This is a genomic window from Halomonas sp. BC1, from assembly GCF_002078135.1.
Taxonomy (GTDB): Bacteria; Pseudomonadota; Gammaproteobacteria; order Pseudomonadales; family Halomonadaceae; genus Vreelandella; species Vreelandella stevensii.
Genome location: NZ_LFGS01000006.1, coordinates 27,920 through 44,022, shown reverse-complemented (window position 1 = coordinate 44,022; position 16,103 = coordinate 27,920). Strand labels below are relative to the sequence as shown.

Sequence of the window (16,103 nt, the reverse complement as noted above, 5' to 3'; positions counted from 1 at the left end):
AACGATAAAAAGATAATTATATATTCTTTTGTAGAATATGACGTCCGCGTTAAGGTGGCGGCACAATACCGTCCGTCCCGACGTGACCATTTCGCTTTTAGCAGGATCGTGCCACATGTACCGTTATGATATTCACGACCAGACGCTGGTCGATGAGCGCGTCGCTCAGTTCCGCGACCAGATGGAACGCTACCGCGCAGGGCGTTTGGGAGAAGAAGAGTTCCGCCCCCTGCGGTTGCAGAACGGGCTCTACATTCAAAAGCATGCCCCAATGCTGCGCATTGCCATTCCCTACGGCATGCTGGCGGGCTATCAGCTGCGCGCGCTGGCGGAGATCACCCGTCGCTACGACCGTGGCTATGGCCACTTCACCACGCGCCAGAATCTCCAGCTGAACTGGCCCGCCCTGGAAGACGTGCCGGACATCCTGGCAGAACTGGCCAAGGTGCAGATGCACGCCATCCAGACCAGCGGCAACTGTATCCGTAATACCACCAGTGACCAGTTTGCGGGTATCGCCAGCGATGAAGTGGAAGACCCGCGCCCCTGGTGCGAGCTGATTCGCCAATGGTCGACGCTGCACCCCGAATTCGCTTACCTGCCGCGTAAGTTCAAGATCGCCGTCACCGGCGCCGCTCAGGACCGTGCAGCCATTCAGGTGCATGATATTGGCCTGCGCCTGTGGCGTAACGACGAAGGTGAGCTGCGCATTTCGGTACTGGCAGGCGGTGGCCTGGGACGCACGCCGATGATTGGTGACGTGGTCCGCCATGACCTGCCCTGGCAGCACCTGCTGACCTACCTGGAAGCCTGTGTACGGGTGTACAACCAGTTTGGCCGCCGCGACAACAAGTTCAAGGCGCGCATCAAGATCCTGGTCAAGGCGCTGGGTATCGAAGAGTTCCGTCGCCGCGTCGATGAAGAGTGGGCCCACCTGAAGGATGGCCCGCAAACGCTGAACCAGGCCGCCGTGGATGCCGCCAAGGTGCACTTCCCGGAGCCCGAGCGCCGCCCTGTCAGCGAGAGCGCCATCGACGCCTACGAACAGCTGCGCAGTGAAAACCGCAGTTTTGCGCGTTTCGTCACCAACAACGTGACCGACCACAAGGTGCCGGGCTACAAGGCCGTGACGCTGTCGCTCAAGCGCCGTGAGCACGCGCCTGGCGACGTGACCGCCGACCAGATGGACGCCGTTGCCGACCTGGCAGACCGTTACAGCTTCGGTGAAGTACGTGTTACCCATGAGCAGAACCTGGTGCTCTCGGACGTGCCCGTCGACGAGATCGAAGCACTCTGGAACGAGCTGGACGCGCTGGGCATGGCCAACCCCACGGTAGGCACGCTCAACGATATCATCTGCTGCCCCGGCGGTGATTACTGTGGCCTTGCCAATGCGGTGTCGATCCCCATCGCCCAAGCGCTCCAGGAACGTTTCGAGGACCTCGACTTCCTTTACGACCTGGGGCCGCTGGACCTGAACATCTCCGGCTGCATGAACGCCTGTGGTCACCACCACGTGGGCCATATCGGCATTCTGGGCGTCGACAAGAAAGGCGAAGAGTACTATCAGATCTCGATTGGCGGTAACGCCACCGATGATGCTTCGTTAGGCAAGATTCTCGGCCCCTCCTTCTTCCGTGAAGACGTGCCGGGTGTGGTCGAGAAAGTGCTGGAAGTGTACGTGGCCGAGCGCCACGAAGATGAGCGCTTCCTGGATACCTACCGTCGCATTGGCCTGAAACCCTTCAAGGAGCGTGTTTATGCCCAGCAATGACACTCAAGCCGAAGCGCTGCCACAGACGCCGGTGCACGTGGATCACCTGATCGAAGAGGGTGAGTTGGCCGCTGAGAATGCCTGGTGCGTTTCCTACGATGCCGACGCGCTGCCCGAGCAGCGCCCTGCGTTCGTGCCGCTGGCGCTCTGGCAGGCAAACAAGGAAGATGCGGAACTGGCCCCCCTGCTGGCCAGCGATACCGAGCTGAACGCCGAGTTGGCCAAGGCGCTCGTGACAGCGCCTGCCATTGCCGTCGACTTTCCTGCCTTTACCGATGGCCGTGGTTACACCATTGCCCGCCTGCTGCGGGAACGTTACGGCTTCACGGGGGAAATTCGTGCGGTCGGTGACGTGCTGGTCGACCAGCTCGATTACATGCGCCGCTGCGGATTTTCGGCCATGGCCCTGCGGGATGATCAGCATCCCGAAGACGCTCTGCGTGCCCTCAACGCCTTCAGCGTTCGCTACCAGACGGACGTCGAAGAGCGTCAGGCGCTGTTCGAGAAGCGTTTGACCGCCAGCCACTAGGCGCGGCCATCCGCTAAAACAAACGCCGACCGGGGCAGCCCCTGTCGGCGTTTTTGCGTTCAGCCGCGCCGTTTCTGCTGGCGCTCTCGATTGTGGGCCTTGGCGCGATCGCTCTTGCGCAGCATCACCCAGGTGGCGCCTAACCCACCCTCCGACGGTTGGGCGGAGACATATGCCTGCACTTCGTCGAACTGAGTCAGCCACTTGGCGATATAAGAGCGTAATACGTTGGCTGGGCTATCCAGCTCGCGGCCACGCCCATGCACGATCAGCACCGAGCGCAAGTCGTGGGCATAGGCCTCCTGAATGAACGGAAACAGCATGCGCCGACACTCCGCCAAAGGCCTGCGCAGCAGGTGAAGCTGAGCTTGAACGCTGTAACCGCCGTGCTTCAACTTATCGACCACGCCCTGCTGGGTTCCCTCACGGCGAAACTCGATGGGGTCGAAAGGAGGCAGCAGATCGACAAAATCGTCGGACAGAAAATTGCGCTCATCGAAGCGCTGAGCGGCGCTCTCGCGTCTGGCCAGCTGCGCCTCGGAGGGCGTTTGCCGCCGAGGGCCTGTATCGGCACGGTTTCGCTTGGCCAGCGGCGTTACCTCGCCGACCAGCGAACGGAAATCCAACTCATCCCGAAGTGACTGACTCATATCAGGCTCCTTTCGTCAGCTATAGAGTGCCACGCTACTCTCTACCATCGTAGCAAACCCCGCGATATTGCTTAAGACTTGTCTTGTGTCGTCACGCCGTTCAAGCTGAGAGATTTGCAACCTGAGGAGTGATGCCCATGGTTTGGGTCAAACGCGGGCTGTGGGCCATGGGGCTATTGTTGATCGGCATGGCCGGGTGGCTGTGGCTGACCATGCTGAGCCCCTGGTTTTATGAACGCCCCGATAGCGTGGCCGAGGTCGAACCGCGCACGCACCAGGTGTTCGTCTATGGCACGCTGCGCTACTGGCCGGTGCGCTGGGCGGTCATGGGCGCGTCCGGCGATCCAAGCGAAGCACGGCTACCGGGCTTCGAACGCCGGGGCCTCGACCTGGCGCCTAACCCAGCGGCCCACGTGGAGGGGCTGCTGTTGACCGTGACGGCAGATCAGTTGGAAAGGCTGGACCGCTACGAACGGCTGGGGGTGCGCTATAACCGCATCAAACAGCCGCTGGCCAACGGGCAGCAGGCTTGGGTATACGTGCGCTTGCCAACCCTCGGGCAACGTTGGCTTGCCCCTCCTGTCGACCTGGCCGCTCTGGTAACATACCCCACATCTTTGACGACGCCGCCAACCCCAGGCAGCGTCCTTGCCTATTTCAGGCCCCTTCAGGAGCGACCATGAGCAGCGATGCTACCCCTTATGTATTGATTCTCTACTACTCTCGTTCAGGCGCGACGGCAGAGATGGCACGACAGCTGGCCGCCGGCGTGGAAAGCGTGGCAGGCATCGAAGCGCGCCTGCGCACGGTGCCGCCAGTATCGACCACCTGCGAGGCCGTCGATCCCGAGATTCCGCAAGAAGGCGCGGTTTACGCCACGCTGGACGATGTACGCCACTGCAGCGCGCTGGCATTGGGCAGCCCGACCCGCTTTGGCAACATGGCCGCCCCTTTGAAGTACTTCCTGGACAGCACCAGCAACCTCTGGATGAATGGTGCACTGATCGATAAACCCGCCTGTGCCTTCACCTCGACCTCCAGCCTTCACGGTGGCCAGGAGAGCACGCTGCTGAGCATGCTGGTGCCCCTGCTGCACCATGGCATGGTGTACGCAGGCGTGCCTTACAGCGAGACCGAGCTACTGAGCACCCAAACCGGCGGAACTCCCTACGGGGCGAGCCACGTGGCGGGCGCCCGCAGTGACCGCCCGGTGGATGCCGACGAACGCGCGCTGTGCCGAGCACAAGGCAAACGTATTGCCCGGCTGGCCATGGCACTCGAAGCAATGCGCCGCAAGGAGGCTTCATGAGACAGTGGCTGGATGGTCTGGAACAGCGCCACGGGCTGGATACGTTGACCCGCTACTCCCGCCAGCTGGTGCTGGGGAGTTTCGCGTTGCTGATGCTATTGGTCATCTATCGTGGGTTCTTCATTCAAGGGGATGAATTCAACTGGCGGCCGGTGGTGGCGTTCATTCTGCCGCTGCTACTGTTCTTGCCCTCGATCATTGGCCAGCGTGCGCGCGGCCATGCCTGGCTGGCCTTCGTCAGCCTGCTCTACTTCACCCAAGGGGTCATGCTGGCCACGCTGCCAGGGCAAGGCCTGCGCGGCGTGCTGGAAGCCATCGTGGCACTGGCGCTATTCACCGGCTGCATGGGCTACGCGCGTTTCCGTAGCCGTCAGCAGCACCTGAAAGGCTGATCTTACGCAAACCACAGCCAACCACTGATACCCGCCGCCACCAGCAGCGCGCCGACGGCACACAGCCGCTGGGTAGCCGCCGAGTGAACGGCGGGTGCTTCATCCACAGGCGGCCGGACAAAGCGTTTCACGCCGGTGACCATGGCCGCCATCAGCCCTTCCCCCTTGGCACCATGCAGCGCCACCCCCGCCACATGCACGCCGATCAATATCAACAGCAGATCACTGTTCAAGGCGTGTAGCCTGGCGAGATCGCGGCTCAGGTCACGTTCGACCCAGCCGTTCAGCGGCCCCTGAAAAAAGATGTCGTCACTCAGGAACAGGCCACTGAGGGCTTGAAAGCCAAGACTCAACAGCAGCAGCACGACCATCCAGCCGCCCAACGGGTTGTGGCTGGCATAGCGTAGCTCCTGGCGCTTCATCAGCGCACGCACATAATCGGTAGTACGCGCCGGAGAGTAGAGAAAGGTAGAGAAACGAGCGTAGCGGCTGCCCACCAGGCCCCACAGTACGCGGAAGACGACCAGTCCCAGAATCACGTAGCCCGCCTGCGCATGCACCTCGATGGGAAACAGAAACGGCGCTCCGTCGGTTTTGGTCGTGTAAAAGGCCAGGGCGACGGCGACCAGCAAGGCCAAGTGGCACAGCCGTATCAGCACATCCCACACTGCAATGTGTCTTGTCTGCTTCTGCATTCCCCGTTCCTCTGTCATGGTGCTGGCAAGGTGTCTCATTATCCACGTTGGTATCACAGTCACAAGCGTCGGCATCGGAGCGAGCCATGATCAATGCTTGAGCTTTACGCACAGACCAGCGAACATAACCTGCATACAACTGATGAAAGCAAGGGAGATCCGCTCATGACACGTAACATTGCCGATGTCAGGCGCGACTATGAAGGTGGACGTCTGGAAGAGGCTGCCGCCCCCAGCGACCCGTTTGTACTGTTCGATGAGTGGTTCAGCCTTGCCCTGGAACAGGAAGGCCAGGATGGCAACGCCATGACCCTGGCCACGGTAGACAGCCAGGGGCGCCCCCATGCCCGCGTGGTACTGCTCAAGGGCTTCGATGCCCAGGGCATGGTGTTTTTTACCAACTACCACAGCCACAAAGGCAGCGAGCTCAACAACGTGCCTTACGCGGCACTCACCTTCTGGTGGCCGTCGCTGTCACGGCAGGTGCGTATCGAAGGGCCTGTCCAGCAGGTTCCGGCGGCAGAGTCAGACGAGTATTTTGCCAGCCGTCCTCGCGGCAGCCAGCTGGGCGCCTGGATCGCCACCCAGAGCGTGGTGATTCCTGACCGCAACTGGATCGAGGAGCGTCAGAAGCGCTTCGAGCAGGCGTATGAGGGCCAGACGATTCCGCGCCCGATTCACTGGGGAGGTTACCGGGTCAATCCTGAAATGATCGAGTTCTGGCAAGGGCAGCCAAGCCGCCTGCACGACCGCCTGCGCTACGAGCGCCGCGACGCTGGCGAGTGGAGCCGCTTCCGCCTGGCGCCCTGACATGGCATTCCATGTCACCTTGCCTGAGGAAGCCGCTCCTCAGGCAGTACCCGCCTTTAATCCGGTAAACTCTCCAGGCGATGGCGCTGCCATTCGCTATCCGGCTCGTTGAGCCTCAGCACCGCATCGATCACCTGCTCCTCCATGTTATAGCGGCAGCGGAACCCCAAATGCTTCATCAGCGCCCGCATGGGGTGGTTGTCCACCATGATCTTGCCGATCATTTCCAGGGTGCCGATGCTGGTGCAGTAATCGATCATTTTCTTCATCAGCAGGCTACCGATCCCCAAGCCCTGCAAATCATCGCGAATGATGATCGAAAACTCGGTGCGAATATTGTCGGGGTCGTTCCACACCCGCACCACTCCCAGCATCTCCTTGCTGCCATCGTCGTGCTGATGTTCGGCAATGAAGGCCATCTGCCGATCATAGTTGATGTGCGAGAGAATCGAGAGGTCACGCTGTGTCAGGCTGGACTTGTTGTGGAAATAGCGAAAACGGATGCTCTCTTCCGACAGCTGCCGGTGAAAGGCGGTGATCAGCGGCGCATCTTCTGCCCGAATTGGCCGTATTTCCACCTGCCAACCGTTTTTCAGGGAGACCCATTCCCGCAGCTCTTCCGGGTACGGCATGATGGCGAACCGCGCGGGAGTGCCCAAATCCATGGCAAAATCCACCGCCAGCATGCCGTCACGGTTGAGCAACAGCGGGTTGAGCTCCAGGCCGCGCAGATCGGTCAGGTCGGAGGCCATCTGTGACAGCTTGACCAGCAGTTGGCAGAGCCGCTGGATGTCCCGCTCGGGGTCGGCAGAGTGTTCACGGATCAGCGAGGCAGCATGGGTGCGGCCAACCACATCCGAGGCCAGGCTCATGTTCAGCGGTGGCAGCGCCACCTGCCGGTCCGCCAGCACGTTGACCTTGTAGCCCCCAATGCCAAACACGATCAGCGGGCCGAACACCGGGTCTCGGGTGATGCCGGCACATATCTGCATGGAGTGCTTGCCCCGCTGCATGGGCTGAAGGCAGTACTCACGCACGCTGTGCTCGGGAAATTTCTCGCGGACCTTGTCTCCCAATTGGCGCACGCCATCGGCCACCTGCTGAGCGCTTTCGAGGTCCTGCAGCAGGCCTGCCGAAATCTTGTGGGGATGCTTTCGATAACGATAAGGCCGACAGTTGCCGTCGTGAATCACTTTCAACGCCTTGGGGCCCGGGAAGCGCTCTGCTACCTGCAAGGCTTCTTCCGGCGACTGAAGGTAGGCACTTTCTGCCGTGGGGATGCCGTAGGCTTCCAGTACCTGGGCGGTTTCCGAGTGGGTCAGCGTTTGCCGCCCCTGCTCCTTGGCGTGTTTGATCAGGGCGCGGCACTCGGCGCGAATCGCCGGGCTGGTGGAAAACGGTAGACTGGGTGGAATTTCATGCAGCAGCGCCTGCACCCGCTGATAGTCGACCATGTGCATGAAAGCCTTGACCGCTTTTTCCGGTGACGTATAGGTAGGAATCCCCGCCAGATTACAGACATGGCGGGCGTTGAGAGCCTCCTTGAGCCCCATCCAACTGGTCAGCAGGTTGCGCTTGAAGGATTTGCGGTGATCGATCAGCGCCTGGGCAGTGGTCACCGAAGGTGCAAGCCGAGTGGGGGCGTGAACCACCAGTACCGCATCGACATTGGGGTCTGCAGTGACGATTTGCAGCGCCTCGACGAAGCGCTCCGGTGTGGCGTTGCCCCCCAGGTCTACCGGGTTTTCCCCCGGCTTGCTCATGTCGACCTGGCTCTTGTGCAGAGCCGCCTGGGTGTCGGCGTCGAACTCGGCCAGCGTTCCTCCGGCACTGATCAGCTTGTCGATGGCCAGCATGGCAGGGCCCAGGCCGTTGGACACGATGGCCAGGCGGTCTCCGCGCAGTGGCTTCATGCGCGACAGCGTTTCCAACGCATCCAGCATCTCATCCGAATCATTCACTCGCACTACCCCTGCCCTGGCAAAGGCAGCATCGAACACCACGTCACGATTGGCGATACCTGGCGTAGGTGGCATGCCGGAAATATCCGATTGCGGGGTTCGGCCACTCTTGATCGCCACCACCAGCCGGTTGCGCGAGGCATCCCGCACGGAGGTCATGAAGTGCTGGGCGTCGGTGACCCGTTCGAGGTGCAGCAGGATGGCCTGGGCCGGTGAATACTGATTCACGTAGTCGATCAAATCCGGCAGCAGCACATCGACGCTGTCACCCACGGTAATCAGATGGGAAAAGCCCACGTCCCGCCCCGCCGCCCAGTCGATCATCGCATTGGCCAGCATGCCGGACTGGCCCAGATACGCGACTCGCCCGGCCTTGATGGGTTGGCTGGCATAAGAGGCATTGAGTTTTTTACCTGGCACGATCAGGCCCATGCACTCCGGGCCCAGCACTCGGATGCCAGATTCCCGAGCGGCCTGCAGCATGCGTTGACGAATCGACCCCTTTTCGCCCTCCTCGCGGTCCAGATAGGCACCGCCTGACAGCACCAGCGCGGCCTTGGCGCCGAACTTGCCCAGCTTGCGGATCAAGCGAGGCACGCCCTCGATAGGCGAGCAGATGACACACAGATCAGGGACTTCCGGCAGCTCGTCGACATTTCTGACGCATTTGACCCCAAACACGCTGTCGTAGCCCCTCAGGTTCACCGCCCATAGCGCACCTTTGAAGCCCGCCTCCTGCACGTTGCCCAACACGAGCCCACCCAGCGATTCAGGCTTTTCAGACGCCCCAAACACGGCAATGGAGCGAGGCTCGAAAAAATGGTGCAGAAAGCGTGTGCTCACGAAGGCATCTCCTCTGACATGGGTCCCTACTGTGTACGACTTATTGACACTGTCGCGCAAGCCCCCGGGGCGATTAAGGTGGCTTTACCGTCACCGGAGCACTTGCATGATTACCGCCTACCTTACCCACCCCCATTGCGTATTGCACCACATGGGGCCGGAACATCCCGAAAGCCCTGAGCGATTGGAAGCCATTCGGGCACGCCTGTCACTGAGCGGGCTGCTGCAACAAACCATGCAGGGGGATGCCAAGGAAGCGGATGATGAAGCGCTTGCGCGGGTGCACCCCCTGCGTCACCTGAAAGCGCTGGAAAAGTGCGTGCCCGATGAAGGTATCGTAACGCTGGACAGCGATACCATGATGAACCCGGAGAGCTTGAAAGCGGCCAGAGTGGCGGCCGGAGCGGTGATTCGTGGTGTCGATCAGGTTTACAAACGGCAGGCAGACAATGTGTTTTGTGCGGTCCGTCCCCCTGGGCACCATGCGGAAGCTGCCGACGCCATGGGCTTCTGTTTCTACAACAACGTGGCGGTGGGCGCTGCCCATGCCCGCGCAAAATATGGCGCTCGGCGTATCGCCATACTCGATTTCGATGTCCATCAGTGCAACGGCACCATCGATATTTTCAAGAATGACCCCGATGTGCTGGTCTGTACCAGCTTCCAGTACCCCTTCTATCCATGGCGCTACCTGCGCAGCGAGTGGCAGAACGTGGTCAACACCCCGCTGGAGGCCGGTACCGACAGCGCGGCGTTTCGCACTGCCATCGAACGCCAGTGGCTACCAGCGCTGCATGCGTTCAAACCGGACCTGGTGATGCTATCGGCGGGGTTCGATGCCCACCGCGAGGACCCCATGGGCGACCTATGCCTGGAAGACGAGGACTTTTACTGGGTGACGCACCTGGCCATGGAGATAGCCGCCCTGTATGCCGACAACCGAGTGGTGTCCGTGCTGGAAGGCGGCTATCACCTGACCTCGCTGGCCAGCAGCAGCGAAGCGCATCTCAAGGCCTTGTTGGGGTTGCCTTTCACCGATACGCCCTAGGGCTCCACCGCGCCCCTTTCGCCTGTGGTACCATGCGGCTCTCGTTGACGTTCTCACTCATTGACGCTCTCACTACGTGACCTTTATGACCGCGACCTCCGAAGAGCATGCCGCGCTGCGCATTGCCTCAGGGCGAAAACCTTTTGTCGAGCCGCTGCGCCTGGGTGAGCGGCTGAAGCAGATCCGTCTGGCCAACCAATGGACGCTGGAAGACGTGAGCCAACGTACCGGCATTGCTCGTTCGACGCTGTCCAAGATCGAAAATGATCAGGTCTCGCCAACTTTTAGCGTGGTCCAGAAGCTGATCAGCGGTTTGAATATCGATCTGCCGCAGCTGTTTACGCCGCCCAAGCGTGAGCGCTACACCATGGGCCGTCGCGATCTTACCCGCAAAGGCAAAGGGCAGCTGCACCCCACCCCCACCTACGAACACGAGCTACTGGGGCATCAGTTGGCGCAAAAGCGCATGATCCCGTTCAAGACCATCGTGCGCGCCCGTAGCTTTGAGGAATATCATCAGTGGGTGCGTCACGACGGCGAAGAGTTTTTGATGGTATTGCACGGCGATATCATGCTGTACACCGAGTTTTATGCCCCGTTGGTACTGGCAGAGGGTGACAGCATCTATTTCGATAGCGACATGGGCCACGCGCTGGTGTCGACCAGCCAGGACGATGCCGTGGTGCTCTCGGTTTGTACGCGTGGAGACCTGGTATAGCGCCTGCCACGATCAGCAGGCGCTCGTTCAAAGACAGTTGGTCGGCTTGGGCAAGCCGGCAATCCGCGCAATACGTTTCGGCGGGCTGCCAGGAAAAAGCGTCATCAGATAGATCGAGCGCCCTTTTTCTGCTCCCAGTGCCTGTGCGGTGGCCTTGACCAACGGGCGCATGGCAGGTGCCATCTCGTAACGGGCGTAGAAGTCTCGTACCACATGGATGATTTCCCAGTGTTCCGCCGTCAACGACATGCCTTCGTCGTTCGCCAACCACTCTGCTACTTCTTCTGACCACTGGCTTTGTTCTACCAGGTAGCCTTCAGGGTCGAGTTGGATTGTTTTAGCTGAATCAAGATAACGGTATAAATCTTCATTACTCATATCAATACCACGTCAAGATCTGCGGGTGCTGTTCGGTCAAGCTGACAAACATTGGCATATCCACCAACGGCTTGTCAGATGCAGATGCATATCCACTCAACCCACGGGCTACCACATCGTCATGCAGCGCCAGCACCTCCACGCCTTCCATGCGCCAGCCCTGCCAGGCATCGTGCAGCACGGCCTGAACGGCGTCTTCGATGAGCAGTACCGTGTCACCCGGGGAAACGACTGCCAGCATCTGGTGTGCGGCGCTGTGCTCAGGTGGTTTGTTGACTATATGCAGCATCGTATGTCGCCCATTAAAAGGTGAGTACTTGTTCATGACGTGCCAACAGCGCAGGCAGCTCCGCTTCTGGCAAGCACTTGACCCCCTCCAGCAGCTTATCGGGCGTCAGGCTCAGCTCTTCCAGCGCTTCTTGGGTCACCCACAGGTCGTTGATGTCGTACATTTCCAGCATGTTCATCGTCGGCAGCGTCGCTTTCTGGCCCGGCGCACCAGCCCCCTGCTCCTTGAGCAGCGCAAACACCCCCTGCCCCATGAACAGCAGACCCACCTCTTCACCAAATGCCGCCGCCACCAGGGCCACGTCCAGCCCTTCACGCAAGGCGTTGGACGCATGGGGCCCATGACGAATGATCACCAGACGTTGAGAAGTGCTCATCAATGGCTCCTAGGCAAAGGTGATCAGGCGATCACACTGCTGCTGTAACGTTAAAAGCTGGCCAAGCCCGGTCAGCGAGAACGGAGCCTCCAGGTTGGCCACGCTCTTGCCATGGCGTTTCGCCTCGGACTCATCGAGCAACCCCCGACGCAAGGCCGCTGCCACGCATACATCGAGCATCACGCCGTGGGTCTGGTGAAGGTCTATCCACGCCTCGCGCAGGTTGAGCTCATCCTGAGGCGGCGTCATCAACGACGACGCATTATGAACGCCATCGCGGTAGAAGAACACACCGGCAACCCGATGCCCACTCGCGATGACCTGATGGGCAAAGCGCAGCGCTGAATGAGGAGCGGCACTTGAATACGGAGCGCCCATCACTAACAGGCCATACTGCATGGCTCACCTCTCGTTTTAGCGAAGCCAAAAAACAGACCCTACTGGGTAGGGTCTGTTGGTACTTGCATGATGCTCTCATTCAGTGAGCATCCCTGCTACATCAATCGTTGCTCATGATGCCCAGAATGGACAGCAGGCTGATGAACAGGTTGTAGATCGATACGTAGAGAGTGACGGTCGCCAGAATGTAGTTGGTTTCACCCGCCCGGTGAACGATCTCACTGGTTTGGTAGAGGATTGCCGCCGAAGCGAACAGCACAAAGCCCGCGGACACCATCAAGGAAAGCGCCGGAATGTTGAAGATCAGCCCGGCGACCATGGCCAGCACCAGCACGATCGCGCCAGCCAGCAGGAAGTTGCCCAGGAAGCTGAAGTCTTTCTTGGTCGTCAGCGCAACGGCCGACAGACCAATGAACGTCAGCCCCGTCATGGCCAGCGCGTTCATGATCAGCGCGCCACCGTTGGGCAGTGTCAGGTAGGCCGAGATGATGGGGCCCAGCGTAAAGCCCATGAAACCGGTGAACGCGAAGGTTGCCAGCAGGCCCGCGGCTGAATTGGCAGTCTTGTGCACCAGGAACATCAGGCCGTAGGCGCCGATGAAGAACACGAAAATGTTCAGCTGCTGAATACCCATGGCCACAGACACCCCTGCCATGACGGCAGAGAACAGTAGCGTCATCGCCAGCAGAGCGTAGGTGTTGCGCAGAACCTTGTTGGCACTGGCACCACTCACCGTGGTGGTCTGTGCTCTCGCCAGGTTGGAATCGTTAAAAGCCATTATCAGTGCTCCCTATATGGTCATACTCACAACGGACAAGAATGCCGTCCTCAGGTTCCAGACGCAAGTTTTTGTCTTTAAACGCAACGAGTGTCTTGCGCTGTCGCCTCGAGTGGCGATTCGACTATGCTGATATTTTCCAACGTACATTGGACACGACTCGGCAGCGACCGCTATCACGAACGCGCCGACCAGCAGTCCTGGGCCACGTTTCAACAGTGGCTGGCAGAGATGCTTTAATCAGCACCCAAAAAACGACGGCCAACGAACAACCCTGCCCCTTACACGGACGATTCGCTATCGCCCTCTTCGTCCCGATGCGGTGTCACCACGGTAGAAGCAGACTGGCGGGCATCCTGAGCGCTGTAGAGACGCGCATCGATCACGTTCAGTACCGCCAACTGGGCAAACAGTACAGCGAAACAGACAATCAGACCTTTCAACATGGCGGTATTCCTTAGGGGGCTAACAGCCTACTAGCATAATTTGGATGTTAGTCAAATGCTGAAATAATGCAACGGCACCGAAAAAATAAAATGCCCCAGGCGCGTCAGAACTCTTCGGTATCGATATCCGCCTGCTGTGCATCGCTGTAACGGCTGCCTGCTACCGTCTCTGGGCCCATCATCTGGCGGAGGCTGGCCAATACATCCGCATCGAGTCGAAGGTTCTCTGCCGCCAGGTTCTCACGCATGTGCTGGGTAGAACAGCTGCCCGGTATCGGTACGACGTTCTCCCCCTGTGCACAGACCCAGGCCAGCGCCAACTGGGCAGGCGTCCACCCTTGGCGTGTGGCCAGCGCCTTGACATCAGCCAGAGCTTGTACGTTCTGCACCAGGTTATCGCCCGTGAAGCGTGGCATGTTGGCCCGCATGTCGCCCTGAGGGAACGTCGTATGCGTGTCCATCGTGCCCGTCAGGAAGCCTCTGCCCAGGGGGCTGAAGGCTACCAATGCTACCCCAAGCGCTTCACAGGCCTGCTTGAGAGCAATTTCGGGGTTGCGGGTCCACAGCGAATACTCGGACTGAACGGCCGCAATGGGGTGCTCGGCATGAGCCCTGCGTAACGTCGCTGCTGAAATCTCCGATAGCCCCACCGCGCCCAGCTTGCCCTCCTCTACCAGGCGCCCCAGCGCGCCCACGCTCTCTTCGATCGGCACCTGACGGTCAAGGCGATGCAAATAGTAGATATCGAGATGATCGGTTTTCAGGCGCGCCAAGCTCTCTTCACACTGTCTGCGCAAGGTAGCGGGACGACCGTCGATCACCCGCTGGCCGCGCTCCATGTCCATGGCCATTCCGCCTTTACTGGCCAGCAGCAGCGCGTGACGTTTGTTGGCCAGGGCGCTCCCCAGCAGCCGCTCGTTGGCCGTGCCGCCATACAGCGTGGCGGTATCGAAATGGCGATACCCCATCTCGAAGGCTTCTTCCAGGGCACGGATGGCCTCGGCGTCCGATACGCGTTGGCCATACCCATGGGACAGGTTCATGCAGCCCAGGCCAATGCGGGGTGACCCGACCTCGTTCAAACGCTTCAGAAATCCAGACATGAATAACCTCGACTTGCCTATTCAAGTGATCAGGACACGGCGGCGTGTACGGCTATTTGTTCGGCGAGCCAGTGTGGCACGCGGTGTTCGAGATAATAGCGTGGCCGCCATGGCGTGCCTTCGATAAATCCCACATGGCCCCCCTGTGCATGCAGCTCCAGCGTGACGCAAGACGCCCACTCACCGCTCGGCGGCACGCTATGAGGATAAACGAAAGGGTCATCCGACGAATGAATCACCAGCGTGGGTCTTGCGATGCGGCCAATGAAGTAAGCACTGCTGCAACGGCGATAATACTCGGCCGCACTGGCAAACCCATGCAAAGGCGCCGTCACGCGACCATCGAAGTCCCAGAAGGTGCGCATCCCCTCCAGACTTTGCAAAGCGCTCAAACGTGCCAACTCTTCCTCGCGGCCCTGGGCTTCGAACGCGTGACGCTTGTTCTCCACGTAGCGGCGCAGGTCACGCAGAAAGCGCGCCTGATACACCCTGGACGCCCCCTGGCTGATACGGTCGGCACAGTGGTCGAGCCGAAAGGGAACCGACACCGCCACGGCGGCCTGTAAAGGGCACTGCTCGCCGGTTTCTCCCAGGTACTTCAGCAACACATTGCCACCCAAAGAGTAACCGACGGCGGCCAGCGGTTTCTGCGGCGCCCGTGCCACCAGTTGGGCTACGATATCGGCCAGATCCTCGCTGGCCCCGGAGTGATACCCTCGGGCTCGATGATTCGGCTCACCTGAGCAGCCACGCCAGTTCACCGCAACGCTTTGCCAGCCCATGGCCGCCAAGGCCTGCTGCTGGCCAACGATATAGTGAGAAGAAGCACTGCCCGTCAGACCATGCAGCAACACAGCACAAGGCACCTGCGGCCCTTCAGGCCCATACCAATCCAGATCGATGAAATCCCCATCCTGCAGGGTCAGGCGTTCACGGTGGCGCGACAGGGCCGCACGGCGACGTAACAGCGGGCTATACACAGTTTGAAGATGGCCATTGACCAGCCAGCGGGACGGCTGAAACACAGGCAGGGCTCCTGTTACACGCTCAAGTGGCCGATAAGCTTAACAAACTTTCGGCAACCACTGCCGATATGCGCTAGGGTTAACGTACCCATCATGACCAAGGAGAGGATTATGGAACGTTTTGCCGTCTACCGTGCAGTAAAGGAAGGTGCCGAAATCGACGACCAGCCAGAGTGGTGGGTGGTCGACACGAGGGATGAAAACGAACGCGATGGCGAGCTGGTTCGCCACCGGGGCGCCACCAAGCCCGAGGCCGACGATGTGGCCAATACTCTCAACGAGCAAACACACGACGAGCAGCCATAAGGCTACTCATCCACGTCGACCTTGCGCAAGTCTTTCACGGCCACGCCTTCCGGCAAATCGTCGGGCTGAGCAGCCAGCCACACGGGCGACAGGTCGCTATCCTCTCGCCCATCGTCATGACGATGCCCCGGTATTCGATAAACCACCCGCTCTCGGCGATGGTCCCAGGCAAACACTTTATCAATCAGCGCGAAAAACCGCTTACTTTTAGTGAGCGGATGGATAGCGCGGCATCCGCAGGATGCCCTTGCTGATGATTTGCACAGTGCTATAC

Annotated in this window: 21 protein-coding genes; 9 read left to right on the top strand and 12 right to left on the bottom strand. The window is 60.0% G+C overall.

Features of this window, described 5'->3' with window-relative positions; genetic code table 11:
- Window positions 1-115 precede the first annotated feature (115 nt).
- Both B7L72_RS05820 and B7L72_RS05815 read left to right on the top strand, forming a co-directional pair.
- Window positions 116-1,774, top strand: a complete 1,659-nt coding sequence (locus B7L72_RS05820; protein WP_081193179.1) for a nitrite/sulfite reductase — start codon at window positions 116-118, stop codon at window positions 1,772-1,774.
- The gene (locus tag B7L72_RS05815; protein ID WP_081193177.1) at window positions 1,761-2,303 is read left to right on the top strand and encodes a DUF934 domain-containing protein; all 543 of its coding nucleotides are present in this window, start codon (window positions 1,761-1,763) and stop codon (window positions 2,301-2,303) included. The genes B7L72_RS05820 and B7L72_RS05815 overlap by 14 nt, the downstream gene beginning before the upstream one ends.
- A 59-nt stretch (window positions 2,304-2,362) precedes the next feature.
- Here the strand turns inward: B7L72_RS05815 and smrA are convergent, their stop codons facing one another.
- Window positions 2,363-2,953: a DNA endonuclease SmrA gene (gene smrA / locus B7L72_RS05810; RefSeq protein WP_016913852.1), complete on the bottom strand. Its 591-nt coding sequence runs from the start codon at window positions 2,951-2,953 to the stop codon at window positions 2,363-2,365.
- Between the two features lie 137 nt (window positions 2,954-3,090).
- Between smrA and B7L72_RS05805 the strand changes: the two genes are divergently transcribed.
- The 3 genes from B7L72_RS05805 to B7L72_RS05795 are packed head-to-tail and all read left to right on the top strand — an operon-like array spanning window position 3,091 to window position 4,654.
- Window positions 3,091-3,636, top strand: coding sequence for a gamma-glutamylcyclotransferase family protein (locus tag B7L72_RS05805; RefSeq protein ID WP_081135647.1), 546 nt, complete (start codon window positions 3,091-3,093; stop codon window positions 3,634-3,636).
- Window positions 3,633-4,262: an NAD(P)H:quinone oxidoreductase gene (wrbA, locus tag B7L72_RS05800; protein ID WP_016913854.1), complete on the top strand. Its 630-nt coding sequence runs from the start codon at window positions 3,633-3,635 to the stop codon at window positions 4,260-4,262. Before B7L72_RS05805 ends, wrbA begins: the two co-directional genes overlap by 4 nt.
- Window positions 4,259-4,654 carry a DUF2069 domain-containing protein gene (locus B7L72_RS05795; RefSeq protein ID WP_016913855.1) on the top strand — a complete coding sequence of 132 codons (396 nt, stop codon included), beginning with the start codon at window positions 4,259-4,261 and terminating at the stop codon, window positions 4,652-4,654. The genes wrbA and B7L72_RS05795 overlap by 4 nt, the downstream gene beginning before the upstream one ends.
- 2 nt (window positions 4,655-4,656) lie before the next feature.
- Here B7L72_RS05795 and B7L72_RS05790 read toward each other — a convergent pair whose 3' ends face one another.
- A complete protein-coding gene (locus B7L72_RS05790; protein ID WP_081193175.1) occupies window positions 4,657-5,349 on the bottom strand; it encodes a cytochrome b/b6 domain-containing protein in 693 nt (230 codons plus the stop codon).
- A gap of 165 nt (window positions 5,350-5,514) precedes the next feature.
- On the opposite strand from B7L72_RS05790, the gene pdxH reads away from it, so the two are divergent.
- Complete coding sequence (gene pdxH / locus B7L72_RS05785) at window positions 5,515-6,159, top strand: pyridoxamine 5'-phosphate oxidase (RefSeq protein ID WP_081193347.1); 645 nt, start codon at window positions 5,515-5,517, stop codon at window positions 6,157-6,159.
- Between the two features lie 56 nt (window positions 6,160-6,215).
- Here the strand turns inward: pdxH and B7L72_RS05780 are convergent, their stop codons facing one another.
- Window positions 6,216-8,963, bottom strand: a complete 2,748-nt coding sequence (locus B7L72_RS05780; RefSeq protein WP_081193173.1) for a bifunctional acetate--CoA ligase family protein/GNAT family N-acetyltransferase — start codon at window positions 8,961-8,963, stop codon at window positions 6,216-6,218.
- 106 nt (window positions 8,964-9,069) lie between these two features.
- Here B7L72_RS05780 and B7L72_RS05775 point away from each other — a divergent pair, with 106 nt between their 5' ends.
- Window positions 9,070-10,011 (top strand): histone deacetylase family protein, encoded by a 942-nt coding sequence (locus B7L72_RS05775; protein WP_081193171.1) that lies wholly within the window; start codon window positions 9,070-9,072, stop codon window positions 10,009-10,011.
- A gap of 85 nt (window positions 10,012-10,096) precedes the next feature.
- Window positions 10,097-10,729, top strand: coding sequence for a helix-turn-helix domain-containing protein (locus B7L72_RS05770; protein ID WP_044629172.1), 633 nt, complete (start codon window positions 10,097-10,099; stop codon window positions 10,727-10,729).
- A gap of 27 nt (window positions 10,730-10,756) precedes the next feature.
- On the opposite strand, the gene B7L72_RS05765 is transcribed toward B7L72_RS05770, so the two are convergent.
- From B7L72_RS05765 to B7L72_RS05735, 8 genes are all read right to left on the bottom strand, one after another.
- A complete protein-coding gene (locus B7L72_RS05765; RefSeq protein WP_081193169.1) occupies window positions 10,757-11,107 on the bottom strand; it encodes a TusE/DsrC/DsvC family sulfur relay protein in 351 nt (116 codons plus the stop codon).
- Between the two features lies 1 nt (window position 11,108).
- The gene (gene tusB, locus B7L72_RS05760) at window positions 11,109-11,396 is read right to left on the bottom strand and encodes a sulfurtransferase complex subunit TusB (protein WP_081193167.1); all 288 of its coding nucleotides are present in this window, start codon (window positions 11,394-11,396) and stop codon (window positions 11,109-11,111) included.
- Between the two features lie 13 nt (window positions 11,397-11,409).
- The gene (tusC, locus tag B7L72_RS05755; RefSeq protein WP_081193165.1) at window positions 11,410-11,772 is read right to left on the bottom strand and encodes a sulfurtransferase complex subunit TusC; all 363 of its coding nucleotides are present in this window, start codon (window positions 11,770-11,772) and stop codon (window positions 11,410-11,412) included.
- A gap of 9 nt (window positions 11,773-11,781) precedes the next feature.
- The gene (tusD, locus tag B7L72_RS05750; RefSeq protein ID WP_081193163.1) at window positions 11,782-12,171 is read right to left on the bottom strand and encodes a sulfurtransferase complex subunit TusD; all 390 of its coding nucleotides are present in this window, start codon (window positions 12,169-12,171) and stop codon (window positions 11,782-11,784) included.
- 100 nt (window positions 12,172-12,271) lie between these two features.
- On the bottom strand, window positions 12,272-12,949 hold the full coding sequence (locus B7L72_RS05745; RefSeq protein ID WP_039177898.1) for a Bax inhibitor-1/YccA family protein: 678 nt from the start codon (window positions 12,947-12,949) through the stop codon (window positions 12,272-12,274).
- 281 nt (window positions 12,950-13,230) lie between these two features.
- The gene (locus B7L72_RS18500) at window positions 13,231-13,395 is read right to left on the bottom strand and encodes a hypothetical protein (protein ID WP_176212841.1); all 165 of its coding nucleotides are present in this window, start codon (window positions 13,393-13,395) and stop codon (window positions 13,231-13,233) included.
- 104 nt (window positions 13,396-13,499) lie between these two features.
- Window positions 13,500-14,498, bottom strand: coding sequence for an aldo/keto reductase (locus B7L72_RS05740; protein ID WP_081193161.1), 999 nt, complete (start codon window positions 14,496-14,498; stop codon window positions 13,500-13,502).
- A 29-nt stretch (window positions 14,499-14,527) separates the two neighbouring features.
- On the bottom strand, window positions 14,528-15,523 hold the full coding sequence (locus tag B7L72_RS05735; protein ID WP_081193149.1) for a hydrolase: 996 nt from the start codon (window positions 15,521-15,523) through the stop codon (window positions 14,528-14,530).
- 111 nt (window positions 15,524-15,634) lie between these two features.
- Here B7L72_RS05735 and B7L72_RS05730 point away from each other — a divergent pair, with 111 nt between their 5' ends.
- Window positions 15,635-15,829 (top strand): hypothetical protein, encoded by a 195-nt coding sequence (locus B7L72_RS05730; RefSeq protein WP_016913870.1) that lies wholly within the window; start codon window positions 15,635-15,637, stop codon window positions 15,827-15,829.
- A 2-nt stretch (window positions 15,830-15,831) separates the two neighbouring features.
- On the opposite strand, the gene B7L72_RS05725 is transcribed toward B7L72_RS05730, so the two are convergent.
- Window positions 15,832-16,103, bottom strand: a 272-nt coding sequence (locus B7L72_RS05725) for a hypothetical protein (RefSeq protein WP_254893763.1), incomplete at its 5' end; no start/stop codon positions are given.

Bases quoted from the DNA above. Each gene is read 5' to 3' on its own strand.
- B7L72_RS05820 (WP_081193179.1), top strand. From the start codon at position 116: ATGTACCGTTATGATATTCACGACCAGACGCTGGTCGATGAGCGCGTC.
- B7L72_RS05815 (WP_081193177.1), top strand. From the start codon at position 1,761: ATGCCCAGCAATGACACTCAAGCCGAAGCGCTGCCACAGACGCCGGTG.
- smrA (WP_016913852.1), bottom strand. From the start codon at position 2,953: ATGAGTCAGTCACTTCGGGATGAGTTGGATTTCCGTTCGCTGGTCGGC.
- B7L72_RS05805 (WP_081135647.1), top strand. From the start codon at position 3,091: ATGGTTTGGGTCAAACGCGGGCTGTGGGCCATGGGGCTATTGTTGATC.
- wrbA (WP_016913854.1), top strand. From the start codon at position 3,633: ATGAGCAGCGATGCTACCCCTTATGTATTGATTCTCTACTACTCTCGT.
- B7L72_RS05795 (WP_016913855.1), top strand. From the start codon at position 4,259: ATGAGACAGTGGCTGGATGGTCTGGAACAGCGCCACGGGCTGGATACG.
- B7L72_RS05790 (WP_081193175.1), bottom strand. From the start codon at position 5,349: ATGCAGAAGCAGACAAGACACATTGCAGTGTGGGATGTGCTGATACGG.
- pdxH (WP_081193347.1), top strand. From the start codon at position 5,515: ATGACACGTAACATTGCCGATGTCAGGCGCGACTATGAAGGTGGACGT.
- B7L72_RS05775 (WP_081193171.1), top strand. From the start codon at position 9,070: ATGATTACCGCCTACCTTACCCACCCCCATTGCGTATTGCACCACATG.
- B7L72_RS05770 (WP_044629172.1), top strand. From the start codon at position 10,097: ATGACCGCGACCTCCGAAGAGCATGCCGCGCTGCGCATTGCCTCAGGG.
- B7L72_RS05765 (WP_081193169.1), bottom strand. From the start codon at position 11,107: ATGAGTAATGAAGATTTATACCGTTATCTTGATTCAGCTAAAACAATC.
- tusB (WP_081193167.1), bottom strand. From the start codon at position 11,396: ATGCTGCATATAGTCAACAAACCACCTGAGCACAGCGCCGCACACCAG.
- tusC (WP_081193165.1), bottom strand. From the start codon at position 11,772: ATGAGCACTTCTCAACGTCTGGTGATCATTCGTCATGGGCCCCATGCG.
- tusD (WP_081193163.1), bottom strand. From the start codon at position 12,171: ATGCAGTATGGCCTGTTAGTGATGGGCGCTCCGTATTCAAGTGCCGCT.
- B7L72_RS05745 (WP_039177898.1), bottom strand. From the start codon at position 12,949: ATGGCTTTTAACGATTCCAACCTGGCGAGAGCACAGACCACCACGGTG.
- B7L72_RS18500 (WP_176212841.1), bottom strand. From the start codon at position 13,395: ATGTTGAAAGGTCTGATTGTCTGTTTCGCTGTACTGTTTGCCCAGTTG.
- B7L72_RS05740 (WP_081193161.1), bottom strand. From the start codon at position 14,498: ATGTCTGGATTTCTGAAGCGTTTGAACGAGGTCGGGTCACCCCGCATT.
- B7L72_RS05730 (WP_016913870.1), top strand. From the start codon at position 15,635: ATGGAACGTTTTGCCGTCTACCGTGCAGTAAAGGAAGGTGCCGAAATC.